At 59.3% G+C, this 26,299-nt stretch carries 23 protein-coding genes; 17 read left to right on the top strand and 6 right to left on the bottom strand.

Features of this window, described 5'->3' with window-relative positions; genetic code table 11:
* The first annotated feature begins 31 nt into the window (after positions 1–31).
* The 3 genes from FFB58_RS09685 to FFB58_RS09695 all read left to right on the top strand — a co-directional run bounded on the left by FFB58_RS09685 (position 32) and on the right by FFB58_RS09695 (position 3,525).
* Entirely contained in the window at positions 32–1,474 is a 1,443-nt protein-coding gene (locus tag FFB58_RS09685) for a sugar porter family MFS transporter (RefSeq protein WP_039029740.1), read from the top strand.
* On the top strand, positions 1,471–2,316 hold the full coding sequence (locus tag FFB58_RS09690; protein WP_171029958.1) for an aldose 1-epimerase: 846 nt from the start codon (positions 1,471–1,473) through the stop codon (positions 2,314–2,316). Before FFB58_RS09685 ends, FFB58_RS09690 begins: the two co-directional genes overlap by 4 nt.
* A gap of 72 nt (positions 2,317–2,388) precedes the next feature.
* Entirely contained in the window at positions 2,389–3,525 is a 1,137-nt protein-coding gene (locus tag FFB58_RS09695) for a 3-phenylpropionate MFS transporter (protein ID WP_138369749.1), read from the top strand.
* Here FFB58_RS09695 and csiE read toward each other — a convergent pair.
* A complete protein-coding gene (gene csiE, locus FFB58_RS09700; RefSeq protein WP_039029737.1) occupies positions 3,522–4,799 on the bottom strand; it encodes a stationary phase inducible protein CsiE in 1,278 nt (425 codons plus the stop codon). The two genes, FFB58_RS09695 and csiE, sit on opposite strands and share 4 nt — an antisense overlap.
* Before the next feature lie 123 nt (positions 4,800–4,922).
* On the opposite strand from csiE, the gene FFB58_RS09705 reads away from it, so the two are divergent.
* Positions 4,923–5,561 (top strand): DUF1007 family protein, encoded by a 639-nt coding sequence (locus FFB58_RS09705; protein ID WP_138369750.1) that lies wholly within the window; start codon positions 4,923–4,925, stop codon positions 5,559–5,561.
* On the top strand, positions 5,552–6,517 hold the full coding sequence (locus FFB58_RS09710; protein WP_138369751.1) for a nickel/cobalt transporter: 966 nt from the start codon (positions 5,552–5,554) through the stop codon (positions 6,515–6,517). The genes FFB58_RS09705 and FFB58_RS09710 overlap by 10 nt, the downstream gene beginning before the upstream one ends.
* A gap of 84 nt (positions 6,518–6,601) precedes the next feature.
* Here the strand turns inward: FFB58_RS09710 and suhB are convergent, their stop codons facing one another.
* Positions 6,602–7,408: an inositol-1-monophosphatase gene (gene suhB, locus FFB58_RS09715; RefSeq protein ID WP_138369752.1), complete on the bottom strand. Its 807-nt coding sequence runs from the start codon at positions 7,406–7,408 to the stop codon at positions 6,602–6,604.
* A gap of 124 nt (positions 7,409–7,532) precedes the next feature.
* Between suhB and trmJ the strand changes: the two genes are divergently transcribed.
* The 11 genes from trmJ to sseB all read left to right on the top strand — a co-directional run bounded on the left by trmJ (position 7,533) and on the right by sseB (position 16,407).
* A complete protein-coding gene (trmJ, locus tag FFB58_RS09720) occupies positions 7,533–8,261 on the top strand; it encodes a tRNA (cytosine(32)/uridine(32)-2'-O)-methyltransferase TrmJ (protein WP_039029733.1) in 729 nt (242 codons plus the stop codon).
* A gap of 235 nt (positions 8,262–8,496) precedes the next feature.
* Entirely contained in the window at positions 8,497–8,988 is a 492-nt protein-coding gene (gene iscR / locus FFB58_RS09725; protein ID WP_008502158.1) for a Fe-S cluster assembly transcriptional regulator IscR, read from the top strand.
* A 240-nt stretch (positions 8,989–9,228) separates the two neighbouring features.
* Positions 9,229–10,443, top strand: coding sequence for a cysteine desulfurase (gene iscS / locus FFB58_RS09730; protein WP_039029732.1), 1,215 nt, complete (start codon positions 9,229–9,231; stop codon positions 10,441–10,443).
* A 23-nt stretch (positions 10,444–10,466) separates the two neighbouring features.
* The gene (gene iscU / locus FFB58_RS09735; RefSeq protein ID WP_032613127.1) at positions 10,467–10,853 is read left to right on the top strand and encodes a Fe-S cluster assembly scaffold IscU; all 387 of its coding nucleotides are present in this window, start codon (positions 10,467–10,469) and stop codon (positions 10,851–10,853) included.
* A gap of 15 nt (positions 10,854–10,868) precedes the next feature.
* Complete coding sequence (gene iscA / locus FFB58_RS09740) at positions 10,869–11,192, top strand: iron-sulfur cluster assembly protein IscA (protein ID WP_039029731.1); 324 nt, start codon at positions 10,869–10,871, stop codon at positions 11,190–11,192.
* 77 nt (positions 11,193–11,269) lie between these two features.
* Entirely contained in the window at positions 11,270–11,785 is a 516-nt protein-coding gene (gene hscB, locus FFB58_RS09745; RefSeq protein WP_138369753.1) for a co-chaperone HscB, read from the top strand.
* A gap of 14 nt (positions 11,786–11,799) precedes the next feature.
* Positions 11,800–13,650 (top strand): Fe-S protein assembly chaperone HscA, encoded by a 1,851-nt coding sequence (hscA, locus tag FFB58_RS09750; protein WP_138369754.1) that lies wholly within the window; start codon positions 11,800–11,802, stop codon positions 13,648–13,650.
* 1 nt (position 13,651) lies between these two features.
* Positions 13,652–13,987, top strand: coding sequence for an ISC system 2Fe-2S type ferredoxin (fdx, locus tag FFB58_RS09755; RefSeq protein ID WP_039029728.1), 336 nt, complete (start codon positions 13,652–13,654; stop codon positions 13,985–13,987).
* Position 13,988: 1 nt separating this feature from the next.
* Positions 13,989–14,189, top strand: coding sequence for a Fe-S cluster assembly protein IscX (gene iscX, locus FFB58_RS09760; protein ID WP_032613119.1), 201 nt, complete (start codon positions 13,989–13,991; stop codon positions 14,187–14,189).
* 59 nt (positions 14,190–14,248) lie between these two features.
* Positions 14,249–15,535 carry an aminopeptidase PepB gene (gene pepB / locus FFB58_RS09765; RefSeq protein ID WP_138369755.1) on the top strand — a complete coding sequence of 429 codons (1,287 nt, stop codon included), beginning with the start codon at positions 14,249–14,251 and terminating at the stop codon, positions 15,533–15,535.
* 95 nt (positions 15,536–15,630) lie between these two features.
* The gene (gene sseB / locus FFB58_RS09770; protein ID WP_039029726.1) at positions 15,631–16,407 is read left to right on the top strand and encodes an enhanced serine sensitivity protein SseB; all 777 of its coding nucleotides are present in this window, start codon (positions 15,631–15,633) and stop codon (positions 16,405–16,407) included.
* A 19-nt stretch (positions 16,408–16,426) separates the two neighbouring features.
* Here sseB and FFB58_RS09775 read toward each other — a convergent pair whose 3' ends face one another.
* The 4 genes from FFB58_RS09775 to FFB58_RS09790 all read right to left on the bottom strand — a co-directional run bounded on the left by FFB58_RS09775 (position 16,427) and on the right by FFB58_RS09790 (position 21,055).
* On the bottom strand, positions 16,427–17,197 hold the full coding sequence (locus tag FFB58_RS09775; RefSeq protein ID WP_039029725.1) for a MurR/RpiR family transcriptional regulator: 771 nt from the start codon (positions 17,195–17,197) through the stop codon (positions 16,427–16,429).
* A 2-nt stretch (positions 17,198–17,199) separates the two neighbouring features.
* Complete coding sequence (sseA, locus tag FFB58_RS09780; protein WP_138369756.1) at positions 17,200–18,042, bottom strand: 3-mercaptopyruvate sulfurtransferase; 843 nt, start codon at positions 18,040–18,042, stop codon at positions 17,200–17,202.
* Positions 18,043–18,131: 89 nt separating this feature from the next.
* Complete coding sequence (locus FFB58_RS09785; RefSeq protein ID WP_138369757.1) at positions 18,132–19,499, bottom strand: 6-phospho-alpha-glucosidase; 1,368 nt, start codon at positions 19,497–19,499, stop codon at positions 18,132–18,134.
* 11 nt (positions 19,500–19,510) lie between these two features.
* The gene (locus tag FFB58_RS09790) at positions 19,511–21,055 is read right to left on the bottom strand and encodes a PTS transporter subunit EIIC (protein WP_138369758.1); all 1,545 of its coding nucleotides are present in this window, start codon (positions 21,053–21,055) and stop codon (positions 19,511–19,513) included.
* 284 nt (positions 21,056–21,339) lie between these two features.
* On the opposite strand from FFB58_RS09790, the gene FFB58_RS09795 reads away from it, so the two are divergent.
* Positions 21,340–26,298, top strand: coding sequence for an alpha-2-macroglobulin (locus FFB58_RS09795; protein WP_138369759.1), 4,959 nt, complete (start codon positions 21,340–21,342; stop codon positions 26,296–26,298).
* Position 26,299 lies beyond the last annotated feature (1 nt).

The following is a 26,299-nucleotide window of genomic DNA, read 5'->3' on the forward strand; positions in this document are numbered from 1 at the left end:
TACCCTGCGTTTCCCTTAAAGAGGAATCAACATGAATAATAGCGCGCAGACACAACTGAAAATGGGCTACGTCTGGACAATCTGTCTGGTCGCCGCCTGCGGTGGACTCCTGTTTGGCTACGACTGGGTGGTGATTGGCGGGGCCAAACCCTTCTATGAAGCCTGGTTCTCCATTACCGACCCGGCGCAGTCCGGCTGGGCGATGAGTTCCGCGCTGGTGGGCTGTATCTTCGGGGCCCTGATCTCCGGCTGGTGCGCCGATAAGTTTGGCCGCAAGCGTCCGCTTATCCTCTCGGCGGTGCTGTTCAGCGCCTCGGCGTGGGGCACGGCGGTGGCGAGCAGTTTTGATATGTTCGTGGTCTACCGCATTGTCGGCGGGGTGGGGATCGGCCTGGCTTCCGCCCTCAGCCCGCTCTACATCGCCGAAGTCAGCCCGGCGGAAAAGCGTGGCCGCTTCGTCGCCATCAACCAGCTGACCATCGTGGTGGGCGTGCTGGCGGCCCAGCTGATTAACCTGATGATTGCCGAGCCGGTAGCGGCAGGCGCCACTCAGGAGGCCATCGTCCAGACCTGGAACGGTCAAACCGGCTGGCGCTGGATGTTTGGTGCGGAGCTGGTGCCGGCCCTGGCGTTTCTGGTGCTGATGTTCTTTGTTCCGGAATCCCCGCGCTGGCTGATGAAGGCCGGTAAGCCAGAGCGTGCCCGCGCCATGCTGGAGCGTATCGGCACCGCTGAGTACGCCAGCCAGACCTTAAAAGAGATCGCCCACACCCTGGCAAAAGACAGCCAGAAAGTGGCCTTCTCCACGCTGTTACAGCCGTCGGTGAAGCCGATCGTTATCATCGGCATGGTGCTGGCGATGTTCCAGCAGTGGTGCGGGATCAACGTGATCTTCAACTATGCCCAGGAGATTTTCGCCTCCGCCGGGTTTGATATCAACGACACCCTGAAATCGATTGTGGCAACCGGCATCATAAACCTCGTCTTTACTCTCGCGGCCCTGCCGCTGGTGGACAAGATCGGCCGCCGCAAGCTGATGCTGCTGGGCGCGTCGGGCCTGACCATTATCTACGTGCTGATTGCCAGCGCCTACGCCATGAACATCATGGGCTGGCCGGTGCTGCTGCTGGTGCTGGCGGCGATTGCTATCTACGCCCTGACGCTGGCCCCGGTCACCTGGGTGCTGCTGTCGGAGATCTTCCCTAACCGCGTGCGCGGCCTGGCGATGTCGATGGGCACCCTGGCGCTGTGGATTGCCTGCTTCCTGCTGACCTACACCTTCCCGCTGCTCAATGCCGGGCTGGGTGCGGCGGGTAGCTTCCTGCTCTACGGGGCGATCTGCGCGGCGGGATATCTCTACATTCTGCGTAAAGTGCCGGAGACCAAAGGCGTGACGCTGGAGGCGCTGGAGGAACAGCTGGAGAAACAGCACGGCAAAGTGGCCTCCGCGGGTCATGCCGGGCGCGCTCACTGATGGACTTACTGTTGATAGAAAACGCGCATCTGCGGATGCGCGTTAATCCGCAGGGCGGCGGGCTACAGGCGCTCTTTTCCCTGGCCTGCGGACAGCCGGTGTTATGGGAGGGAGGCGACAGCGCGCTGTTTCCGATGTTGCCGCTGGCGAACCGGGTGGCGGGTAATCGCTTCAGGTTTAAGGGGCGGGAAAGAGTGTTGCCGCAAAGCCCGGTCGATGAACGCTTTTTCCTCCACGGCGACGGCTGGCAGTCGCGCTGGGAGGTGGCTTCACTTACCGGAACGGAATGTCTGCTGACCTTGCGCCGCCAGCATGCGTGCGGCTTTGATTATCGGGCGGAACTGCGGTATCAGCTGCGTGAGAACCTCCTGCGGGCGGAGCTGACGCTCACCCATCTTGGCCAGGAGTCGATGCTGTACGGCCTGGGCTTTCATCCGTGGTTCTGTTTTGATGCCCACAGTCGCCTGCAATTTTCAGCCAGCGGCTACTGGCCGGAAGGTGAGCACCATTTACCGCTGGCCTGGCAGGGTGATATTCCACCCGAAAATGATTTCAGCATGCCCCGGCACGGCGGGGATCGCTGGCTGAACGTTGGCTATTCCGGCTGGCACGGCGTGGCGATGATTGAACGTGATGTGATGAATATCACAATCAGAGCGCAAACTCCGTGGCTGATGCTGTTCAGAATGTCGGGTAAATCATTCTTATGCCTTGAGCCTCAGAGCCATCCGGTCAATGCCCATAATATGGCCGGGCAGCCTGGGCTGGTGGCATTAGGCCCGGGAGAGAGCAGCCATTTTGCGATGGAAATTGCCGTCGAAAGTGCCCGCCGCAACTGTTAATCAGCTGTTAATACCCGCTTGCGCCAGCCGGTTTTTACCGCCAGACTATCGCCTCCAAAACGGGAGGGATTCATGGTTTTGCATTCCACACGCTGGCTGGCGCTCAGCTATTTCACCTACTTTTTTAGCTACGGTATTTTTCTGCCTTTCTGGAGCGTCTGGCTCAAGGGCATCGGCCTCACGCCGGAGATGATCGGTCTTCTGCTGGGCTCGGGCCTGGTGGCACGTTTTCTCGGTAGCCTGCTTATCGCACCGCGCGTCAGCGATCCCTCTCTGTTAATTAAAGCCGTGCGCGTGCTGGCGCTGCTCACCCTCGTCTTTTTGGCAGGCTTCTGGGTCAGCCAGCAGTTCGCCTGGCTGATGGTGGTGATGGTGGGCTTTAACCTCTTCTTCTCGCCGCTGGTTCCGCTGACCGATGCCCTGGCCAACACCTGGCAAAAACAGATCACCATGGACTATGGGCGGGTGCGGCTGTGGGGCTCGATTGCCTTTGTGATTGGCTCGGCGCTGGTGGGCAAGCTGGTCAGCCTGTACGACTATCGCGCTATCCTGGCGCTGCTGAGCGTGGGGATCCTGTCGATGCTGCTCGGCATGCTGCTGCGTCCGTCGGTGATGCCGCAGGGGGAGAGCCGTCATCAGGAGAGTGCGGGCTGGCCGGCCTGGCGGACGCTTGTCGCCCAGAGCTGGCGTTTCCTGGCCTGCGTCTGTCTGCTGCAGGGGGCGCATGCCGCCTACTATGGCTTCAGCGCTATCTACTGGCAGGGGGCCGGGTATTCGGCGTCTGCGGTGGGCTATCTCTGGTCGCTGGGCGTGGTGGCCGAAGTGATCATCTTTGCCCTCAGCAACCGACTGTTCCGCCGCTTCGGCGCCCGGGATCTGCTCCTGCTGTCTGCCGTCTGCGGCGTAGTACGCTGGGGGATCATGGGCTGGACCACCGAACTGCCGTGGCTGATTGTCGCCCAGATCCTGCACTGCGGCACCTTTACGGTGTGCCATCTGGCGGCGATGCGCTATATCGCGGCGCGTGAAGGCAGCGACGTGATCCGCCTGCAGGCCGTTTACTCAGCGGTGGCGATGGGGGGCAGTATTGCGATCATGACCGTGTTCGCCGGTTTCCTTTACCAGCATCTCGGTCACGGGGTCTTCTGGGTGATGGCGCTGGTGGCGCTGCCCGCGGGACTGCTCCGTCCGCGGGTTGCAGCGCGCTAAGATTCCAGCATGGCGCGAATATGTTCCTGCTGCTGCGCATTCAACGCCTCGACGGCGTGGATGAGCGGCGGCGAGAACAGCGGCAGGGCGGTGGTGTACGGCGTCACCACCAGGGCCGCTTCGCGCGGGGCACCGTCCTTCTGAAAAGACTGTAACGTCACGTAGCGAATGTTGAGCGGCAGCAGGGTCAGCTCCCGAAGCTGCTGTTCGATCAGCTCCTCGCACGCCTTATCCTCGCCGGTCAGTAACACCACCTGCTTTTCATGCAGATCGCTCTCCTGCATCAGCCAGGCGCCAAAGATCACCGCCACCAGGCTCGCTTCCTCTTCAGAGAAACGCAGGCCAAACTCCGCTTCCAGCTCAAACAGCACGTCCCGGGTGGTGCGCATCAGGCGGGGATAGAGACGGTGGATCTCCTCCGGCAGGCTGTTGTCGATACCAATGCCAAACAGGGATCGGTCCAGCGCCTGGGCAAGATGAATATAGAGCTGATCGGTCAGCCCCTGCTCGTCGCTGAAATGCATCCCCGTTTGTCCACGAAAGCGCTCGATCATCCGGGTAATGGTGCGGCGCAGACGCTCATCTTCCTGATGGCCATCGCGCAGGGGATCGGGGGTGCGCAGCATCATAAACAGCAGGGCCAGAAACAGCTGTTCGTCGGCGTGGGGTACCTGCACCACGCGGCGCTGCCAGTGGCGCACAATTTCCTGCGCCATCAGATACTCATTACGCGACTGGGTCCAGTTACGCTGCACCACGGTGAACTGCGGCGTCTGGCCCAGATGGTGCTGGAGCAGACAGTACTGCAGATAGAGCTGTAAAAACTGCGCGTCACGGCATTCGAACTGCCGTTGCAGACGGCGGGAGCAGAAATTGACCAGCGCCCGCAGGTTGGTGTCGTCATATAACGTGCGGGCAATGCCGAGCTGCTTTAGCGCGATTTTAAGAGATGGGGTAAACTGCTGCGCGATGAAGTGGGGGCAGAGCCGTAACGCCCGGCGCAGCCAGTGTAACAGGCATAAACGTTGGTTCAGGTGGCTACCTTCTAGCTGGTAGCAGCCATCATGCTGAGTCGCAATGTCGAGCTGGTGGTAGCGTTGGATCTCTGTACGCATCTCGGCGATATCCTGCCGGGAAATGGTATCATCCACACCATTGATTTCACCGATGCGTTGCACGGTGGCGCGGAAACCTGGCACATAGAGCATCAACAGAACCTGACAGCGGCGCTGCGAACTGGAAAGTGCAGATGGCATTTCAAGTGTCGTCATCATCTGTCGGGTTCCAGTTAGAGTGTCCGATAAGAATAGCTAAAGGATGTCGCCCGGGAGCGCCCTGGCGGGGCTTTCCTTCAGGAATGCAGGCGAACATCACAGAATTTTTGACGTGAGGAAGAGATGCAAATAGTTAAACGCAGCGCAACTGCGCTATTTTTGGCGGTTTTGTCTTTTGCCGCCGCCGCGCACCCTCACAGTTTTATCACTCTGAAAACGCAGATTATGGTGAAAGACGAGCAGATAACCGGCCTGAAAATGCGCTGGGTGATGGACGAATTAACATCAGCAGACCTGCTGTATGACGCCGGAAACGCCAAGCCGGGGGATGAGATCTGGAAAAAGCTGGCTGCGGAGGTGATGGCCAACGTGCTCGGCCAGCACTACTTTACCGAGTTCTGGCATAACGGGCAGAAGGTGAAATTCCTTAACCGACCCACCCAATACGGTATGAGCCGCGTCGATCATCAGGCGGTGCTGACCTTTATTCTGCCCCTGGCGGAGCCTCAGCCGCTGGCCGGACAAAAGTACAGTTTCTCGACCTTCGATCCCTCTTACTACGTCGACATGAGCTACGCGGAGGATAGCGACGTGACCCTGCCTGACGGGCTGCAAAGCCAGTGCGCGCTCAGCGTTAACACCCCCGAGCCCAGCGATGAGACACTCAACTTTGCCAGTTCGCTGGATAAAGACGACGCCCCGCCGGAGGATATGGATCTCGGCAAACAGTTTGCCCAGACGGTGACGCTGCAATGTCAGTAATGCGTATGCGTCGCGGATGGCATCTCTGGCCGCTGGTGCTGTTCCTCGTTCTGTCTGTGGCGGGCGCCGTGTGGCTGTGGCAGGCGTGGCCGCAGGTGATGCGCCAGAGCATTCTCTGGCAGCGGGATGTTAACCAGCAGATGAGCGGTTTGCTGAAAGCGGTGGCCGAAAATCCCACGGCGGCGGGCGGTTCGCTGCTGATCTTCAGCTTCCTTTATGGCGTGCTGCACGCGCTGGGGCCGGGGCACGGCAAAATCGTCATTACCACCTGGCTGGCGACCCATCCCTCAAAACTGAAATCGAGCATCGGCCTAACCCTGGCCTCTTCTTTATTACAGGGCGGCGTGGCGATTGGCCTGGTGGTGGGGGTCTTGCTGCTCCTGCAACTTCCGGCCCGGGATCTGCATATGAGCAGCTTCTGGCTGGAGAAGGGCAGCTACGCGTTGGTGGGCGTCCTGGGGCTGATGCTCTGCTGGCGGGCGGTGAAAAAACTGCGCGCGCTGCTGCGTAAACCCACCTTCAAAGCCTTTACCCCGCACCACGTTCACGACGCCAGCTGCGGCTGCGGGCATCAGCATCTGCCCACGCCAACGCAGATCCAGCGCGCTGACGACTGGCGGGCGCGGTTGATGATTATTCTGTCGATGGGCATGCGACCCTGTTCCGGGGCCATTATGGTGCTGCTGTTCAGTAAGGTGATCGGCGTGTTCAGCTGGGGCGTGGCTTCTGCGCTGGCGATGGCGGCGGGAACGGGCCTGACTATCTCGTCGCTGGCGTTGCTGGTGCACGGTTTTCGTCAGCTGGCGGTCAGGCTCAGCGGCAATAAAACGCCGGTACTGTGGCGACAGGTAGGATGGACGACGCTGGCATTAGCGGGAGGCGTGGTACTGCTGGTTGCAGCGGTAACGATGTGGGTCAGTGCGGTGCCGGTGGGCAGGGGGCTGAGGCCGTTTTAACAATGCCGGGCGGCACTGCGTTTGCCCGGCCTGGGGTTTTCCAGGCCCGGTAAGCGTTAGCGCCACCGGGCAAAACCAACTCAATTAACGCTTCAGCGCTTCACTCAGTTCGTCACGCATGTTCGCCAGCATAGCTTTCACCACACGTGGGTTACCTGCAACGATGTTGCCGGAGAGCATGTAGTTGTGGCCACCGGTGAAATCACAAACCAGCGCGCCAGCTTCACGGGCGATCAGTTCGCCAGCAGCGAAGTCCCATGGCTTCAGGCCGATTTCAAAGTAACCATCCACGCGGCCAGCGGCAACGTAGGCCAGATCCAGCGCGGCAGAGCCGGTGCGGCGGAAGTCAGCACACTCGGTGAACAGTTTGCCCAGAATTTTCATGTAGGCAGGGGCGTGCTGTTTGGCTTTGAACGGGAAGCCGGTCGCCAGGATGGTGCCATCCAGATCGCGAGCGTTGGTGCCGCGCAGACGGTAGCCGTTCAGCTGTGCGCCCTGACCGCGGGTCGCGGTGAACAGTTCGTTACGCATTGGATCGTAAACCACCGCCACTTCAGTACGGCCTTTGATGCGTACGGCGATAGAGACAGAGAAGTGGGGCAGACGTTTAACGAAGTTGGTGGTGCCATCCAGTGGATCAATAACCCATTGAACATCCTGATCTTCGCCTGCGTGCTCACCGCTTTCTTCGGTGATGATGGTGTGCTGCGGGTAAGATTTGCGAATGGTTTCGATAATCATCGCTTCTGCGGCTTTATCGACGTTGGTCACAAAGTCATTGCTGCCTTTCTGGCTGGTTTCTACGGAATCTGGTGTTTCGTAGTGCTTGGCAATTACATTACCCGCCTTGCGCGCTGCGCGCACGGCGATGGTCAACATTGGATGTTGCATCGGTTACTCTCACTGGATGTTAAAGAACGGGGAAACGAAAACGGCGCAGAGTATAGCAGCGGGATCGGAATATGTCTTCCGTTTATGATAACATCACCGAATATTCTCCAGACTCAGAAAAATTATGCTGCAAAATATCCGAATCGTGCTGGTCGAAACATCGCATACCGGCAACATGGGCTCCGTAGCCCGCGCTATGAAAACCATGGGCTTAACTAACCTCTGGCTGGTTAACCCGCTGGTCAAACCCGACTCTCAGGCCATCGCTCTTGCGGCAGGCGCCAGCGACGTGATCGGCAATGCCCAGATCGTCGACACCCTGGATGAAGCCTTAGCGGGTTGCAGCCTGGTGGTGGGCACCAGCGCGCGTTCGCGCACGCTGCCATGGCCGATGCTCGATCCGCGCGAGTGCGGGCTGAAAAGCATCAGCGAAGGCCAGCATGCGCCGGTTGCGCTGGTGTTTGGCCGCGAGCGTGTGGGGCTGACCAACGAAGAGCTGCAGAAGTGCCACTATCACGTCGCCATTGCCGCCAACCCGGAGTACAGCTCGCTGAACCTGGCGATGGCCGTACAGGTGATCGCTTATGAAGTGCGCATGGCCTGGCTGGCAACCCAGGAAAAAGAGGTTGCGGTCGAGCATGAAGAGACGCCGTACCCGCTGGTGGACGATCTGGAGCGTTTCTACGGTCATCTGGAGCAGACCCTGCTCGCCACCGGGTTCATCCGCGCCGGTCATCCGGGGCAGGTGATGAACCGCCTGCGTCGCCTCTTTACCCGCGCCCGCCCGGAAAGCCAGGAGCTGAACATCCTGCGCGGTATTCTGGCGTCGATTGAGCAGAAGAATAAAGAGTAGTGCTGGTGCCGGGTGGCGCTGCGCTTACCCGGCCTACAAAACCCGTAGGCTCGCGCAAGCGAAGCGCCGCCGGGCAAAAACCAATGAGCGCACAGAAGGTTAAATACCTGACTAAAACAGTCAAGTAAATAGTTGACCATTTTAGTCAGGAATGTCAGACTTGGCCCTGCTATGCAATACCCCCACTTTACAATAAAAAACCCCGGGCAGGGGCGAGTTTGAGGTTAAGTAAGACATGAGACTGACATCTAAAGGGCGTTATGCCGTGACCGCGATGCTGGACGTTGCGCTCAACTCCGAAGCGGGCCCGGTTCCATTGGCTGATATTTCTGAACGTCAGGGAATCTCCCTCTCTTATCTGGAACAGCTTTTTTCCCGACTGCGTAAGAATGGCCTGGTTTCCAGCGTTCGCGGTCCTGGCGGTGGTTATCTGTTAGGTAAAGACGCGGGCAGTATTGCCGTTGGCGAAGTGATTAGCGCAGTTGACGAATCCGTCGACGCGACCCGTTGCCAGGGTAAAGGCGGCTGTCAGGGCGGCGACAAGTGTCTGACTCACGCGCTGTGGCGCGATCTGAGCGACCGTCTGACCGGCTTCCTGAACAACATCACCCTTGGTGAGCTGGTGAATAACCAGGAAGTGCTGGACGTATCTGGTCGTCAGCATAGCCATGATTCACAACGCAGCACCCGCGCGCAAGACGCTATCGACGTCAAACTGCGCGCCTAATTTACCCGTCCTGTTTCGGGGCGCTGCTGCGTTGGCTGCGCTTGTTCATCCCAGTCACTTACTGATGTAAGCTCCCGGGATTCACAAGCTTGTCGCCTTGCTGCACCGCAAAACAGTTAGGGTAAAACTATAAAGATTTTTAGAATCAGGCCGGGGTGGAAGCACCCCGTGTACTCGGTCGTACATCCAGCCGGTTGCCTGATTCCTTGCATTGAAGCGATGTACGGAGTTTATAGAGCAATGAAATTACCGATCTATCTCGATTACTCCGCAACCACGCCGGTGGACCCGCGTGTTGCCGAGAAAATGATGCAGTGTCTCACCCTGGACGGAAACTTTGGTAACCCGGCTTCCCGTTCACACCGTTTTGGCTGGCATGCTGAAGAGGCGGTAGATATCGCCCGTAATCAGATTGCTGAGCTGGTTGGTGCCGATCCGCGTGAAATTGTTTTCACCTCAGGCGCAACCGAATCCGATAACCTGGCGATCAAAGGTGCTGCTAATTTCTATCAGAAAAAAGGCAAGCACATCATCACCAGCAAAACCGAACACAAAGCCGTGCTGGACACCTGCCGTCAGCTCGAGCGTGAAGGGTTTGAAGTGACCTACCTCGCGCCGCAGCGCAACGGTATTATCGACCTGAAAGAGCTCGAAGCGGCAATGCGTGACGACACCATTCTGGTCTCCATCATGCACGTGAACAACGAAATCGGCGTGGTGCAGGATATCGCGACTATCGGCGAAATGTGCCGTGCGCGCGGCATCATCTATCACGTTGATGCAACCCAGAGCGTGGGCAAACTGCCTATCGACCTGAGCCAGCTGAAAGTGGATCTGATGTCCTTCTCCGGCCACAAAATCTATGGCCCGAAAGGTATCGGTGCACTGTACGTGCGTCGTAAGCCACGTATCCGTATCGAATCCCAGATGCACGGCGGCGGTCACGAGCGCGGCATGCGTTCCGGTACGCTGCCTGTTCACCAGATCGTTGGCATGGGTGAAGCTTACCGTATCGCCAAAGAAGAGATGGAAACCGAGATGGCGCGCCTGCGTACGCTGCGCAACCGTCTGTGGGAAGGCGTGAAAGATATGGAAGAAGTGTATCTGAACGGCGATCTCGAGCAGGGCGCACCGAACATCCTCAACGTCAGCTTCAACTATGTTGAAGGCGAGTCGCTGATCATGGCGCTGAAAGACCTGGCCGTCTCTTCCGGTTCTGCGTGTACTTCCGCAAGCCTGGAGCCGTCCTACGTACTGCGTGCGCTGGGCATGACCGACGAACTGGCACACAGCTCTATCCGCTTCTCTTTAGGTCGTTTCACTACCGATGAAGAGATTGACTACACCATCAATCTGGTTCGCAACTCCATTGGCCGTCTGCGTGACCTTTCTCCACTGTGGGAAATGTTCAAAGAAGGCGTGGATCTGAACAGCATTGAATGGTCACATCACTAATCGGTTTGTAAGGAGAATTCAGCATGGCATACAGCGAAAAAGTTATCGATCATTACGAGAATCCACGTAACGTAGGTTCTTTCGACAACAGCGACGACAGCGTGGGCAGCGGCATGGTGGGTGCACCAGCCTGTGGCGACGTGATGAAGTTGCAGATTAAAGTCAACAATGAAGGTATCATTGAAGACGCGCGCTTCAAGACTTACGGTTGCGGTTCCGCAATCGCGTCCAGCTCCCTGGTCACCGAGTGGGTGAAGGGCAAGTCTCTGGACGAAGCGCAGGCGATTAAAAATACCGATATTGCTGATGAGCTCGAACTGCCGCCGGTAAAAATTCACTGCTCTATCCTGGCGGAAGATGCGATCAAAGCCGCAATCGCGGATTACAAAAGCAAACGTGACGCAAAATAATTAGTTGAGGTTGTTATGTCGATTACCCTTAGCGACAGCGCTGCCGCGCGAGTAAGCTCCTTTCTGGCAAACCGTGGCAAAGGCTTTGGCCTGCGACTGGGTGTACGCACCTCCGGCTGTTCCGGTATGGCGTATGTACTGGAATTTGTTGACGAACCTGCGGCGGAAGATACCGTGTTCGAAGACAAAGGCGTGAAGGTAGTGGTCGATGGTAAAAGCCTGCAGTTTCTGAACGGCACTCAGCTGGACTTTGTAAAAGAAGGCCTCAACGAAGGGTTTAAGTTTACTAACCCGAACGTGAAAGACGAGTGCGGCTGCGGCGAAAGCTTCCACGTATAATTGCGCATCACCTGTTAACCCCACCGCAGCCAGGCTGTGTGTGGGGTTTGCTTTAATCAGCTAACCCTGAGATTGTTATGGATTACTTCACCCTCTTTGGGTTACCAGCCGGGTATGAAATTGATACTCAGGCGCTGGCGGCCCGTTTCCAGGATCTGCAACGTCAGTATCACCCGGATAAATTCGCCAGCGGCACGCAGGCGGAACAACTGGCGGCGGTGCAGCACTCTGCGACCATCAATCAGGCGTGGCAAACCCTGCGCAACCCGCTGAGCCGGGCAGAATATCTGCTTTCGCGCCACGGGTTTGACCTCTCCAGTGAGCAACACACCGTCCGCGACACCGCGTTCCTGATGGAACAGCTGGAGCTTCGCGAAGAGCTGGATGAGATCGAACATGCCAAAGACGAAGCCCGTCTTGAGCGCTTTATCAAGCGCGTAAAAGGGATGTTCGATACCCGCCATCAGCAGATGGTTGACCAACTGAATAACGAGACGTGGGACGTGGCGGCGGACAGTGTACGCAAGCTGCGTTTTCTCGATAAACTGCGAAGCAGCGCTGAACAACTCGAAGAAAAGCTGCTCGATTTTTAATTTCGGAAGCGATTATGGCCTTATTACAAATTAGTGAGCCGGGCTTAAGTGCCGCACCGCACCAGCGTCGTCTGGCGGTAGGTATCGACTTAGGCACCACCAACTCGCTGGTGGCGACCGTGCGCAGCGGCCAGGCTGAAACGCTGGCGGATGCGCAGGGTCAGCACCTGCTGCCTTCTGTGGTCCACTATCAGTCCCAGGGCCACAGCGTGGGCTATGATGCCCGCACCAACGCCGCTCAGGATCCAGCCAACACCATCAGCTCGGTAAAACGGATGATGGGCCGCTCGCTGGCGGATATCCAGAGCCGTTACCCGCATCTGCCGTATCAGCTGCAGGCCAGTGAGAACGGTCTGCCGATGATCGCCACCCGTGCCGGTCTGTTGAACCCGATCCGCGTCTCTGCCGATATCCTCAAGGCGCTGGCCGCTCGCGCGACCGCGACGCTGGAAGGCGAACTCGACGGCGTGGTGATCACCGTTCCGGCCTATTTCGATGACGCCCAGCGTCAGGGTACCAAAGACGCCGCGCGTCTGGCAGGCCTGCACGTGCTGCGCCTGCTCAACGAACCGACCGCTGCGGCGATTGCCTACGGCCTCGACTCCGGTCAGGAAGGAGTAATCGCGGTCTTTGACCTTGGCGGTGGGACCTTTGATATTTCCATTCTGCGCCTGAGCCGCGGGGTGTTTGAAGTGCTGGCTACCGGCGGCGATTCTGCCCTCGGCGGCGACGACTTCGACCACCTGCTGGCGGATCATCTCTGTGAGCGGGCGGGGATCGTCGATCGCAGTGATGCGCGCCTGCAACGTCAGTTGCTGGATGCCGCCACTGCCGCCAAAATCGCCCTCAGCGATGCCACCTCGGTCACCGTTGAGGTGGCGGGCTGGAAAGGCGACATCAGCCGCGAGCAGTTCAATGAACTGATTGCCCCGCTGGTGAAACGCACCCTGCTGGCCTGCCGCCGCGCGCTGAAAGATGCGGGCGTTGAGGCAGAAGAGGTGCTGGACGTGGTGATGGTGGGCGGTTCAACCCGCGTTCCGCTGGTGCGTGAGCGCGTGGGCGAGTTCTTTGGCCGCACGCCATTAACCTCCATCGACCCGGATAAAGTGGTTGCCATTGGTGCCGCTATCCAGGCCGATATCCTGGTCGGCAACAAGCCGGACAGCGAAATGCTGCTGCTGGACGTCATCCCGCTGTCGCTTGGTTTAGAAACCATGGGCGGCCTGGTGGAGAAAGTGATCCCGCGTAACACCACCATTCCGGTGGCGCGCGCGCAGGAGTTCACCACCTTTAAGGACGGCCAGACCGCGATGTCCATCCACGTGCTGCAGGGCGAGCGCGAGCTGGTTCAGGACTGCCGCTCGCTGGCGCGCTTCGCGCTGCGCGGCATTCCGGCGCTGCCTGCGGGCGGGGCGCATATCCGCGTGACCTTCCAGGTGGACGCGGACGGTCTGCTGAGCGTCACGGCGATGGAAAAATCGACCGGTGTCGAATCCTCCATTCAGGTGAAACCGTCCTACGGTCTGACCGATGGTGAAATCGCCACCATGATTCAGGACTCAATGAGTTTTGCTGCGCAGGATGTCTCGGCGCGTATGCTGGCCGAGCAGAAAGTCGAAGCCGCACGCGTGCTGGAAAGCCTGAACAGCGCACTCACTGCTGATGCCGCGCTGCTAAGCGCCGCTGAACGTCAGGCCATTGACGACGCCGTCGCACAACTGATTGCGGTAGCCGAAGGCGATGATGCTGACGCCATAGAACAAGCGATTAAAAACGTTGATAAACAAACCCAGGAGTTCGCCGCTCGCCGTATGGACCAGTCTGTCCGTACCGCGCTGAAAGGCCACTCCGTGGACGAGGTTTAATATGCCAAAGATTGTTTTTCTGCCACATGCGGACCTCTGTCCGGATGGCGCAGTTCTGGAAGCTGAGACCGGCGAAACCATCCTTAATGTTGCCCTGCGTAACGGTATTGAAGTGGAACACGCCTGTGAAAAATCCTGTGCCTGCACAACCTGTCACTGCATCGTCCGCGAGGGCTTTGACTCCCTGGCGGAGAGCACGGAAGATGAAGACGACATGCTGGATAAAGCATGGGGTCTGGAGCCGGAAAGCCGCCTGAGCTGTCAGGCACGCGTCACCGATGAAGATCTGGTGGTCGAACTTCCGCGTTATACGCTTAACCACGCACGCGAGCATTAATATGGGACTGAAGTGGACAGACAGCCGTGAAATCGGCGAGGCGCTGTACGACGCCAACCCGGATCTCGATCCGAAGACCGTACGCTTCACCGATATGCATCAGTGGATTTGCGATCTGGAAGAGTTTGACGACGATCCCAACGCATCCAATGAAAAAATTCTGGAGGCGATTCTGTTAGTCTGGCTGGACGAAGCAGAATAAAAACGTAACGGGCTGCCTTCAGGCGGCCCGTTTGCTTGTTGCTAATAAGGAAAAATAAAATGACCGAAGCGATGAAGATTACGCTCTCTACTCAGCCTGCCGATGCGCGCTGGGGTGAAAAAGCCACTTACAGCATTAATAACGACGGCATTACCCTGCACCTGAACGGCAGCGACAATACAGGTCTGATCCAGCGCGCGGCGCGCAAAATTGACGGTCTGGGCATCAAACATGTGTTACTGGACGGTGAAGGCTGGGATACCGATCGCAGCTGGGCCTTCTGGGCGGGCTACAAAGGGCCGAAAGGCAGCCGTAAAATCGAGTGGGCAAACCTCGATGAAGCGGGTAAGCGCGAGCTGGAAAGCCGCCTGAAGATTATCGACTGGGTGCGCGACACCATCAACGCCCCGGCGGAAGAGCTGGGTCCGGAGCAGCTGGCGCAGCGCGCGGTGGATCTGCTGTGCGGCGTGGCGGGCGACAACATGTCTTACCGCATCACCAAGGGCGAAGATCTGCGCGAGCAGAACTACATGGGCATCCACACCGTGGGCCGTGGCTCTGAGCGTCCTCCTGTGCTGCTGGCGCTGGACTACAACCCAACCGGTGATAAAACGGCCCCTGTGTTCGCCTGCCTGGTCGGGAAGGGCATCACCTTTGACACCGGTGGCTACAGCCTGAAGCAGAGCGCGTTCATGGACTCCATGAAGTCGGACATGGGCGGCGCAGCTACCATCACCGGGGCGCTGGCATTTGCTATCACCCGCGGCCTGAACAAACGCGTGAAGCTTTACCTGTGCTGCGCGGACAACATGGTCAGCGGTAACGCCTTTAAGCTCGGCGACATCATTCGCTACCGCAACGGCAAGAACGTCGAAGTGATGAACACCGACGCCGAAGGCCGTCTGGTGCTGGCGGATGGCCTGATCGATGCCTCTGCACAGAAACCAGAGCTGATCATCGACATGGCAACCCTGACCGGGGCGGCGAAAACCGCGCTGGGTAACGACTACCACGCGCTGTTCAGCTTCGACGATAAGCTGGCAAACCGCCTGCTGGCGAGCGCCGCCGCCGAGAACGAACCTTTCTGGCGTCTGCCGCTGGCCGAGTTCCACCGCAGCCAGCTGCCGTCGAACTTTGCCGAGCTGAACAACACCGCCAGCGCGGCCTACCCGGCAGGGGCGAGCACCGCCGCCGGTTTCCTGTCGCACTTCGTTGAGAACTACCGCGAAGGCTGGCTGCACATCGACTGCTCCGCCACCTACCGTAAAGCCGCGGTTGAGCAGTGGTCCGCAGGCGCTACCGGTCTGGGTGTGCGTACCATTGCGAATCTGCTGACAGCAGAGTAATGGTCTTGCCGGGTGGCGCTGCGCTTACCCGGCCTACAAGACACGTAGGCCCGTGCAAGCGCAGCGCCGCCGGGCGATTTACAAGTAGTGAGTTTATGTCAGAAACCAAAAACGAATTAGAAACCCTGCTGGAGAAAGCGGCCACTGAGCCCGCCCACCGTCCGGCATTTTTCCGCACTCTGCTGGAGTCCACCGTCTGGGTGCCCGGTACGGCGGCGGAAGGCGAGCAGGTTGTTGAGGACAGCGCGCTGGATCTGCTGCACTGGGAAAAAGATGACGGCACCTCGGTGATCCCGTTCTTCTCCTCCCTTGAAGCCTTACAGCAAGCCGTTGAGGATGAGCAGGCGTTCGTGGTGATGCCGGTGCGCACCCTGTTTGAGATGACGCTGGGCGAAACCCTGTTTCTCAACGCCAAACTGCCGACCGGGAAAGAGTTCACCCCGCGCGAAATCAGCCATCTGATTGGCGACGAGGGCAACCCGCTCAGCACTCAGGAGGTGCTGGAGGGCGGTGAATCGCTGCTGCTGTCTGAAGTGGCCGAGCCACCGGCGCAGATGATTGACTCCCTGACCCAGCTTTTTAAAACCCTCAAACCGGTGAAACGGGCTTTTCTCTGCTCCATCAAAGAGCAGGCTGACGAACAGCCGATCCTGCTGATTGGTATTGAGGCGGATGGCGAGATTGAAGAGATCATTCAGGCTACGGGCAGCGTGGCGACCGACACCCTGCCGGGGGACGAGCCGATCGATATCTGCCGGGTAGTGAAAGGGGAGAAGGGCATCAGCCACTTCATCACCGAGCACATCACCCCGTTCTATGAACGCCGCTGGGGTGGTTTCCTGCGCGATTTCAAAAACAACCGCATTATCTGAACCCGTACGGGGTGAACGCTCACCCCGTTGCTTCCAGCAGCAGTAAATCCATCAGCAGCACCAGATTCGACTCAAACGACGTCACCCCTGCGGCTTCGGCGGCGAAATGCACCGCTTCGTCGTACAGCGCAAAATGCAGATCCGCCATCCCTGCCAGGGTATTCGCCGACGCGCGGGTAAAGGCCACCACCGTCATCCCCACGTTCTGCGCGATCCGCGCCTTATCCAGCACCTGTTCCGTCTCACCGCTGCGCGATACCGCGATGAACACCTGATAGCGCGAAGCATTGCTGAGGAAGATATTGCGGCTGTCGCCGGGGCCGGAGATAAACGCCGTCTTGCCCAGCACCTGCAGCTTCTTGGTCAGGTACTCTGCGAAAAGATAGGAGAAGCCCGCGCCGTAGAGGAAAAAGCTCTCTTTTTCCCGCAGCAGCTCGGCAAAGTGGCGGCGCTTTTCCGCCGTCGCCCACTGAAAGGTCTGCTGATAGTTGGCGATAAACTGATTAAACAGTGCGGGCAGTTCCGCAGGCTGGCGGGTTTCGGCGGTGATGTGCGGGGTATCGCTCAGCAGCTGCTTGCAGTGCCAGGTGAACTCGCTAAAACCGCTGAACCCCAGCTTGCGGCACAGGCGCATAATGGTGGCGGTGGAGACAAAGGTCGCCTGCGCCAGCTCCCGCACCGTGATGTGACCCACCAGCAGCGGATGCTCGGTCAGATGGGCCAGCACGCGATACTCTGCGCGGGTCAATGACTCCCCGCGCGATAGCAGTGTCGCCAGTCGGTTATCCATTATTACGCCGGTTCAACCGGCAGATCGTCCCGGGCGCCCCATTCACTCCACGCGCCGTCATAGAGCGTGACGTCGGTTTTGCCGAGGGTGGCCAGCGCCAGGATCACCACGCAGGCGGTCACGCCGGAGCCGCAGCTGGCAACGATCGGCTGATGCAGATCCACCCCCTGACGGGCGAAAATCTCGCGCAGCTCGTCGGTAGTTTTCAGCTCGCCCTCAAACACCAGATCGCCCCAGGGCACGTTATACGCGCCGGGGATATGGCCGCGCTTCAGGCCCGGACGCGGTTCGTCAGCCTCGGCGTTAAAACGTGGGGCAGGGCGGGCATCAACAATTTGCGCGGTCTTTTCGTGGCTGGCCAGCAGCACGTCGGTGACACGCTTGATGGCCCCGGCATCGAAGGTGGCTTCAAAATCGCTGTCCGGCAGGGAGACATCGCCCTGCTGGAGCGGCAGCTCGGCCCGCTGCCAGCCCGCAAGACCACCCGCCAGAATCGACACTTTTTCCACGCCAAAGGTTTTCAGCATCCACCAGGCACGCGGCGCGGAGAAGAGATTTCCTTCGTCGTAAATCACCAGGTGCTTGTCGTGGCTGACGCCCAGCTCGCGCATGACCACCGCAAAGGCTTCCGGGCGCGGCATCATGTGCGGCAGGGGAGAGGTATGATCGGAGAGGGCTTCGATATCAAAAAATACCGCCCCCGGCAGATGCCCGGCGCGGTATTCCGCGGGTACGTCGCGATGCTCCTGTCCCGGCGGCGCCATGCGCGCGTCGAGGATCTGGACTTCAGGGTCATCACTGTGCTCAATCAGCCACTCGGCTGCGACAAAATATGAGGTGGACATGGTTGCCTCCATAAATGAATCCATTAATGGATTGTCGGTGTTTTTTCTGACACCGACAAGTGAACCACGTTCAACTCGCGAGCAAGGCCTTATTTTTTCACCGCTTCCCCATCCTGCCACGCTTTCTGCAGCGCAGGCCAGTATTCACGGTTAGCCTCAATCATCTCATCCAGAATCGCTTTGGCGTGCTCCATGGTCGGCATGGTGCGGTTCAGGGTGAATGCCTGCAACGCTTTTTCGTAGCTGCCTTCGATGGTGGCTTCCACCAGCAGCTGTTCCGATGCCAGCTGCTGTTGCAGCAGGGTCTGATGGAACAGCGGCACCTGGCCGATGCGGATCGGTTCCGGGCCTTCGCTGGTGATATAGGCCGGCACTTCCACCACCGCGTCGTACGGCAGGTTGACGATTGCCCCCTGGTTTTCCACCATCACCAGATGGCACTGGCGCAGGTTAAACGCCAGCGAACGGGCTACCTCAACGATAAACTCACCGTGGACGCCCACGTGGAAGGCGTCCGGCAGGATCCCGGTACGCTTATACTCTTCGGCGGCGGCAAACAGCTTTTTCTCGCGACCGTTCATCACTTCATTGGCGCGGGTATAGTCCGGGTTCTGATGTTCCACGATCTGGTTTGGCATCAGGTAGTACTGCAGATACGGGTTCGGCAGGTACTCCGGGAAGTTATCCATAATCGGCTTGATGTTGCGCCAGGTTTTCACCCATGACGGATCCGAGTGCTGCGGGTCGGTTTTGGCCGCGTCTTCCGTCAGCAGGCCAAATTTAGCGATATGGCGACGCAGCTCCGGCAGTTTGTCCTCGCCATCCACCAGCACGCGGGTAAACCAGCCGAAGTGGTTCAGGCCGAAGTAATCCACCTCCAGCTTGTGGCGATCCACGCCGAGAATGGCACCCATATTACGCATTGCCGCGACCGGCATATCGCAGATGTTCAGCACCCGGGCGTCCGGACGCAGGCGGCGCACCCCTTCAGCGACGATGGCCGCCGGGTTGGAGTAGTTCACGATCCACGCTTTTTCGTGGGCGTAGCGCCCGACCATGTCGATCAGCTCAACCATCGGCAAAATAGTGCGTAAGCCATACGCCAGCCCGCCCGGGCCACAGGTCTCCTGGCCGACCACGCCGTGACGCAGAGGGATCTTCTCATCCTGCTCGCGCATTTTGTACTGGCCGACGCGCATCTGGGCGAAGACGAAATGGGCCCCGCTGAAGGCCACTTCCGGATCGCTGGTGACGGTAAATTTGATGCTCTGGCTGTGATCGCGGATCACCTTCTCCACCACCGGGGCGATGGTATCCTGCCGCCCGGCATCGATGTCGTATAGGCGAATTTCCGCCAGCGGGAAATCTTCCAGCCGCACCATCAGGCTTTTCACAATCCCTGGCGTGTAGGTGCTGCCGCCACCGGCGATAGAGAGAATAAATGGGGGTGTAAACATAGTTGTCTCCTTCAGAGAATCGTCTCGACCGCTTCTCGCATTTTTTTGACATGCAGCCCGTAGACCACCTGAACGTTATTACCTTGCTTGATGACGCCTTTCGCGCCTGTCGCCTTGAGCCGTGGCTCGTCGATGATGGCGACATCCTTAACCGTGACGCGCAGGCGGGTGTAGCAGTTATCCACCACATCAATATTGTCGCGCCCGCCGAGGCCGACGATGATCGCCTCGCCTAAGCCGTCGTTGCTGCCTTTCGCCTGATACTCCTGCTTGCTGTACAGACGCGTCTCCTGATCTTCTTCCTCGCGCCCCGGCGTCTTCATGCGGAAATGCAGGATCAGGAAGCGGAAGATAACGAAGTAGAGGGTGAACATGATCAGCCCGACCAGGATGTACATCGGCCAGTTGGACTTCTCCGTACCCAGCGGCAGGTTGTAGAGAACGAAATCGATAATGCCGTTAGCGCCGATGGCGTGAACGCCGAGCAGGTAGAAGAGCATCATGCCAATCCCGGTCAGCACCGCATGCACCACGAACAGCTGCGGGGCGACGAACAGGAAGGAGAACTCAATTGGCTCGGTAACGCCCACCAGGAACGAGGTCAGCGCCGCCGGGATCAGAATGGCTTTCGCTGCGGCTTTACGCTCCGGTTTTGCGGTGACATACATCGCCAGCGCGGCGGCAGGCAGGCCAAACATTTTGCTGATCCCGCGGGCATCCCAGACGACGGTGCTGCTGAGCTGCTTCACGTCAGGGCAGGCCATCTCGGCAAAGTAGATGTTACGCGCGCCCTGATAGGTGGCACCGCACACCTCCTGGGTCCCGCCCAGTTCGGTATAGAGGAACGGGGTATAGACCAGATGATGCAGGCCGGTTGGCACCAGGATGCGCTCCAGGAAGCCGTAAACCGCGACGCCAAACGGCCCGGCCCCTTTGATGGCTAAAGCCGCAGCGCTGATACCGTCCTGGGCGAACGGCCACAGCTCGCTCATCGCCACGCCCAGCAGCATCGAGACCGGCAGCATGATGATGGCGACAAAGCAGTGACCGGAGTAGATCGCCATCGCGCCGTTAAATTGCACGCCGGAGTATTTGTTATAGAGGTAACCCGACAGCGCACCGGTGAGGATCCCGGCGAATACGCCCATCTCCAGTACCTGCACCCCCAGCACCATGCTCTGCCCGGCGGCTTTCATCTGGTCTGCGGGTGCCAGCGCGCCCTGCAGCTGCAGCGTGACGTTCATGGCGTTGATAAACACCACGAATGTCACCAGGCCAATCAGCGCCGCGTAACCCTTGTCACGGGTCGCCAGACCAATGGGGATCCCCACGGCGAAGACCAGCGCCAGGTTAACCAGCACCGAGACGGCGGATTTGGCGATCAGCTGGCCGATGCTCTGGATCAGCGGATGGCCGAGGAACGGCAGATACCCGGCAAGAGCGCCGTTACCCAGCACATTCCCAAAGGCGATAAACAGACCGACAATCGGCAGGATGAGTACCGGACCGTATAATGATTTTCCGAAATTTTGTAGGGCGTTCACGGCTCGTTTCATAACGTTCTCTCTTATTGAACCGCGCACTCAGGGTGCGTCTGATAATAAAACTAGCAGGGTAAACGCTTGTTTATCCAGCTATCTTATTGTTTTAAAAACAAATGACGTAAAAGGTTACATGTAACGTTACGCGCTGTGATCGCCGTAACAGCCGGATTTTTTCGCGAATCATGACTTTGCGAGGCGTTATCCAGAATTGGAATCAATGCTTTTGTATTAATGAAACTTGCGGATAATAATTAACCCGACGTCGACCAACAGGCCCGCGAGGCCAGGGATAAAGGATGAAACCGTTTCGCTTCGCTGCACTTTCATTAGCGCTGCTCACTTCACTTGCGCTTGTCGGCTGTGACAACAGCGATGATATGCCCAAACCACAGGCCCCCGCCGCGGCGGCTGCTTCCACCACGCAACCGGCTGTACCGGCAAAACCTGACAGCGCCACGCTGGAAAAACTGGCGACACAAAGTCAGGGCAAAGCGCTGACCCTGTTGGATGCGTCTGAAGTTCAGCTGGACGGTGCCGCCGCCCTGGTGCTGACCTTCTCCGTTCCCCTCGATCCCGCCCAGGACTTCGCCCGCGCGGTTCACGTGGTCGATAAAAAAAGCGGCAAGGTCGACGGCGCATGGGAGCTGGCGCCTAACCTGAAAGAGCTGCGCCTGCGTCACCTGGAGCCAAATCGTAACCTGGTGGTCACCGTCGAAAGTGCGCTGCTCGGGCTGAATAAAGCCACCCTCGGCAGCGACATCGAAAAAACCATTACCACCCGCGATATAGAGCCGAGCGTGGGCTTCGCCAGCCGCGGTTCGCTGCTGCCGGGCAAGGTCGTCGAAGGGCTGCCGGTAATGGCGCTGAACGTCAATAGCGTTGATGTGAATTTCTACCGGATCAAACCGGAATCGCTTGCCGCCTTCGTCAGCCAGTGGGAGTACCGCAGCTCGCTCACCAACTGGGAATCCGACAATCTGCTTAAGATGGCCGAGCTGGTCTATACCGGCCGCTTCGACCTGAACCCGGCGCGCAACACGCGCGAGAAACTGCTCCTGCCGCTGGCGGACATCAAGCCGTTACAGCAGGCGGGGGTCTACATCGCGGTGATGAATCAGGCCGGGCACTATAACTACAGCAACGCCGCCACGCTCTTTACCCTCAGCGATATTGGCCTTTCCGCGCACCGCTACCATAACCGGCTGGATATCTTTACCCAGAGCCTGGAGAATGGCGCGGCGCAATCGGCCATTGAGGTACAGCTGCTGAACGATAAAGGGCAGACGCTGGCCCAGGCCACCAGCGACGCCGACGGCCACGCGACGCTGCAGACCGATAAAGAGGCGGCGCTGCTCCTCGCCCGTAAAGACGGGCAGACCACGATGCTGGATTTAACGCTCCCGGCGCTGGATCTGGCGGAGTTCGCCATCTCCGGCGCGCCGGGCTTCAGCAAACAGTTCTTTATGTTTGGTCCGCGCGATCTCTACCGCCCGGGCGAAACGCTGATCCTTAACGGCCTGCTGCGCGACAGCGACGGCAAGCCGCTGCCCGACCAGCCCGTGAAGCTGGAGGTACTGCGCCCGGACGGGCAGGTGGCCCGCACGGTGGTCAGCCAGCCGGAAAACGGCCTCTATCGTTTTAACTACCAGCTGGATAGCGGGGCGCAGACCGGAATGTGGCACGTGCGCGCCAGCACCGGCGATAACCAGCAGCGGATGTGGGATTTCCACGTCGAAGACTTTATGCCGGAACGCATGGCGCTGAATATCGCCGGGCAAAAAGTGCCGGTCGCGCCGCAGGATGATATCGCCTTCGACGTGACGGGGTATTACCTGTACGGCGCCCCTGCCAACGGCAACAGCCTGCAGGGGCAGATGTTCTTGCGTCCGCTGCGTGAGGCCGTGGCCGCACTGCCGGGCTTCCAGTTTGGCGACATCGCCGAAGAGAACCTGAGCCGTAGCCTGGATGAAGTGCAGCTCACCCTCAATGAGGAGGGGCGCGGGCAGGTGACCAGCGAAAGCCAGTGGAAAGAGACGCACTCTCCGCTGCAGGTAATTTTGCAGGCCAGCCTGCTGGAGTCCGGCGGACGTCCGGTGACCCGCAGAGCGGAGCAGGCGGTCTGGCCAGCGGCAACCCTGCCGGGCATCCGTCCGCAGTTCGCCAGCAAAGCGGTCTATGACTACCGCACCGACACCACCGTCAACCAGCCGATTGTTGAGGAGAACAGCCAGGCCGGGTTCGATATCGTCTATGCCGATGCCAGCGGAGCGAAAAAAGCGGTCTCCGGCCTGCAGGTTCGCCTGATCCGCGAGCGTCGGGACTACTCGTGGAACTGGTCGGAAAGCGAGGGCTGGCAGTCCCAGTTTGATCAAAAAGATCTGATTGAAGGCGAGCAGGCGCTGGATCTGGCCGCGGACGAAACCGGGAAAGTGAGCTTCCCGGTGGAGTGGGGCTCCTATCGTCTGGAGGTTAAAGCCCCTGACGATGCAGTCAGCAGCGTTCGCTTCTGGGCAGGTTACAGCTGGCAGGACAACAGCGACGGCTCCGGCGCGGCGCGTCCGGACCGCGTCACCATGAAGCTGGATAAACCGGCCTATCAGCCTGGGGACACTGTTAAGCTGCACATTGCCGCACCGGCGGCTGGTAAAGGCTACGCGATGATCGAATCCAGCGAAGGGCCGTTGTGGTGGAAAGAGATCGACGTGACTGCCGAGGGGCTGGATATGACGATCCCGGTGGATAAAGCCTGGAAACGCCACGATCTGTACCTCTCCACGCTGGTGGTTCGCCCTGGCGATAAATCCAAATCAGCCACGCCAAAACGTGCGGTAGGCTTGCTGCACCTGCCGATGGGTGACGAAAGTCGTCGCCTGAGCATTGCCCTGGAAAACCCGCCAAAAATGCGCCCAAACCAGACGCTGGCGGTGAAAGTAAAAGCCAGCGTTAAGGAGGGTGCGGCTCCGCAAAAAGTCAATGTTCTGGTCTCAGCGGTGGACAGCGGTGTGCTGAACATTACCGATTACGTCACTCCCGATCCCTGGCAGGCCTTCTTTGGTCAGAAGCGCTATGGCGCGGACATCTACGATATCTACGGCCAGGTGATTGAGGGCCAGGGCCGACTGGCGTCGCTGCGCTTTGGCGGCGATGGCGATGAACTTAAGCGCGGCGGCAAACCGCCGGTTAACCATGTCACCATTATCGCTCAGCAGGCGCAGCCGGTAGAGCTGGATGCCAACGGGGTGGGTACCGTCTCGTTACCGATTGGCGACTTTAACGGCGAGCTGCGTCTGATGGCCCAGGCCTGGACCGATGACGATTTCGGCAGCAGCGAGAGCAAAATCATCGTCGCCGCGCCCGTTATCACCGAGCTCAACACGCCGCGCTTCCTTGCCAGCGGCGATAACGCAAGGCTGACGCTGGATCTGACTAACCTCACCGATCGTCCGCAGACCCTGAACGTTGCCCTGACCGCGGGTGGCAACCTGGCGCTGGAAGGTGCCCAGCCACAGCCGATCCAGCTGGGCGCGGGTGAACGCTATACGCTGTTTATTCCGGTGCGGGCGCTGGACGGCTACGGCGAGGGCGAAATCGCCGCCCAGGTAAGCGGGCTGATGCTTCCAGGCGAAACCTTTGCCCCGCAGCAGAAGAGCTGGAAAATCGGCGTGCGCCCGGCGTTCCCGGCGCAGACGGTGAATACCGGCACGATGCTTAATCCGGGTGAAAGCTGGCATGTACCGACCGAACAGCTCGCTAATTTCTCCCCGCTGACGCTACAGGGACAGCTTATGCTCAGCGGCAAGCCGCCGCTTAACCTGGCCCGTTACATCCGCGAGCTGCAGGCCTATCCGTATGGCTGTCTGGAACAGACCACCAGCGGCCTGTTCCCGTCCCTCTATACCAATGCCGCCCAGTTGAATGCGTTGGGCATCAAGGGCGACAGTGACGACAAGCGTCGGGCGGCCATTGAGATCGGCATCTCCCGCCTGCTGCAGATGCAGCGCGACGATGGCGGTTTTGCCCTGTGGGATAAAAATGGCCCGGAAGAGTACTGGCTCACTGCCTACGTCACCGATTTCCTGGTGCGGGCAGGGGAGCAGGGTTACAGCGTACCGGCTGATGCCATCACCAATGCCAACAACCGCCTGCTGCGCTACCTGCAGGATCCGGGCATGATGGCGATTCGTTATAGCGAAGATACCCAGGGCAGCAAGTTCGCCGTTCAGGCTTATGCCGCGCTGGTGCTGGCACGCCAGCAGAAAGCTCCGCTGGGCGCGCTGCGCGAAATCTGGGAGCGTCATGCCCAGGCCAAATCAGGCCTGCCGCTGATGCAGCTGGGGATGGCGCTGAAGCTGATGGGCGATGCGCCTCGCAGCCAGCAGGCGCTGGATCTGGCCATCAAAACGCCGCGCAGCGAGACGCAAAACTGGCTGGCCGATTACGGCAGCCCGCTTCGCGATAACGCGATGATGCTCAGCCTGCTGGAAGAGTACAAACTGTTGCCGGATGCCCAGAACGCGCTGCTGAACGTGCTTTCTCAGCAGGCGTTCAGCCAGCGCTGGCTCTCGACCCAGGAGAGTAATTCCCTCTTCCTGGCGGGACGTTCCCTGCAGACGCTTTCCGGAGCCTGGCAGGCCACCACGTCGGTTAAAGAAGGTAGCCAGCAGGGCGATAAACCGCAGGTGCAAAACCTCAATGCCGACCAATTGGCGGCGCTGCAGGTGACTAACACCGGTACCGCGCCGCTGTGGTTGCGTCTGGACAGCAGCGGCTATCCGCAGTACGCCCCACAGCCTGCCTCGAACGTGCTGAAAATTGAGCGCCAGATCCTGGCAACCGATGGCAGCAGCAAGTCGCTCTCCTCCCTGAAAAGCGGCGAGCTGGTGCTGGTCTGGCTGAACGTCACTGCCACCCAGAGCGTGCCGGATGCGCTGGTGGTGGATCTGCTGCCTGCAGGGCTGGAGCTGGAAAACCAGAACCTCGCCAGCAGCAGCGCCAGCCTGCAGGAGAGCGGCAGTGAGGTACAAAACCTGCTCAGCCAGATGCAGCAGGCCGATATCCAGCATATGGAGTTCCGCGACGACCGCTTTGTCGCCGCCGTACCGGTCAATGAAGGCCAGCCGGTGACGCTGGTCTATCTGGCGCGCGCCGTTACGCCGGGAACCTACGCGGTGCCTGTGCCGATGGTGGAATCGATGTACGTACCGCAGTGGCGGGCAACGGGTGCGGCCAGCGGCCCGCTGATTGTCGTTCCGTAAC

It is taken from the genome of Enterobacter sp. MF024, assembly GCF_005843915.1.
GTDB lineage: Bacteria > Pseudomonadota > Gammaproteobacteria > Enterobacterales > Enterobacteriaceae > Enterobacter > Enterobacter barmai.

What these genes read in the sequence shown, in the direction of transcription:
- FFB58_RS09795 (WP_138369759.1), top strand. Translation starts at nt 21,340, where the DNA reads ATGAAACCGTTTCGCTTCGCTGCACTTTCATTAGCGCTGCTCACTTCA.
- iscS (WP_039029732.1), top strand. Translation starts at nt 9,229, where the DNA reads ATGAAATTACCGATCTATCTCGATTACTCCGCAACCACGCCGGTGGAC.
- FFB58_RS09775 (WP_039029725.1), bottom strand. Translation starts at nt 17,197, where the DNA reads ATGGATAACCGACTGGCGACACTGCTATCGCGCGGGGAGTCATTGACC.
- pepB (WP_138369755.1), top strand. Translation starts at nt 14,249, where the DNA reads ATGACCGAAGCGATGAAGATTACGCTCTCTACTCAGCCTGCCGATGCG.
- FFB58_RS09710 (WP_138369751.1), top strand. Translation starts at nt 5,552, where the DNA reads ATGTCAGTAATGCGTATGCGTCGCGGATGGCATCTCTGGCCGCTGGTG.
- iscU (WP_032613127.1), top strand. Translation starts at nt 10,467, where the DNA reads ATGGCATACAGCGAAAAAGTTATCGATCATTACGAGAATCCACGTAAC.
- FFB58_RS09695 (WP_138369749.1), top strand. Translation starts at nt 2,389, where the DNA reads ATGGTTTTGCATTCCACACGCTGGCTGGCGCTCAGCTATTTCACCTAC.
- trmJ (WP_039029733.1), top strand. Translation starts at nt 7,533, where the DNA reads ATGCTGCAAAATATCCGAATCGTGCTGGTCGAAACATCGCATACCGGC.
- FFB58_RS09705 (WP_138369750.1), top strand. Translation starts at nt 4,923, where the DNA reads ATGCAAATAGTTAAACGCAGCGCAACTGCGCTATTTTTGGCGGTTTTG.
- hscB (WP_138369753.1), top strand. Translation starts at nt 11,270, where the DNA reads ATGGATTACTTCACCCTCTTTGGGTTACCAGCCGGGTATGAAATTGAT.
- suhB (WP_138369752.1), bottom strand. Translation starts at nt 7,408, where the DNA reads ATGCAACATCCAATGTTGACCATCGCCGTGCGCGCAGCGCGCAAGGCG.
- iscR (WP_008502158.1), top strand. Translation starts at nt 8,497, where the DNA reads ATGAGACTGACATCTAAAGGGCGTTATGCCGTGACCGCGATGCTGGAC.
- iscX (WP_032613119.1), top strand. Translation starts at nt 13,989, where the DNA reads ATGGGACTGAAGTGGACAGACAGCCGTGAAATCGGCGAGGCGCTGTAC.
- FFB58_RS09790 (WP_138369758.1), bottom strand. Translation starts at nt 21,055, where the DNA reads ATGAAACGAGCCGTGAACGCCCTACAAAATTTCGGAAAATCATTATAC.
- csiE (WP_039029737.1), bottom strand. Translation starts at nt 4,799, where the DNA reads ATGATGACGACACTTGAAATGCCATCTGCACTTTCCAGTTCGCAGCGC.
- sseA (WP_138369756.1), bottom strand. Translation starts at nt 18,042, where the DNA reads ATGTCCACCTCATATTTTGTCGCAGCCGAGTGGCTGATTGAGCACAGT.
- fdx (WP_039029728.1), top strand. Translation starts at nt 13,652, where the DNA reads ATGCCAAAGATTGTTTTTCTGCCACATGCGGACCTCTGTCCGGATGGC.
- FFB58_RS09785 (WP_138369757.1), bottom strand. Translation starts at nt 19,499, where the DNA reads ATGTTTACACCCCCATTTATTCTCTCTATCGCCGGTGGCGGCAGCACC.
- FFB58_RS09685 (WP_039029740.1), top strand. Translation starts at nt 32, where the DNA reads ATGAATAATAGCGCGCAGACACAACTGAAAATGGGCTACGTCTGGACA.
- iscA (WP_039029731.1), top strand. Translation starts at nt 10,869, where the DNA reads ATGTCGATTACCCTTAGCGACAGCGCTGCCGCGCGAGTAAGCTCCTTT.
- hscA (WP_138369754.1), top strand. Translation starts at nt 11,800, where the DNA reads ATGGCCTTATTACAAATTAGTGAGCCGGGCTTAAGTGCCGCACCGCAC.
- sseB (WP_039029726.1), top strand. Translation starts at nt 15,631, where the DNA reads ATGTCAGAAACCAAAAACGAATTAGAAACCCTGCTGGAGAAAGCGGCC.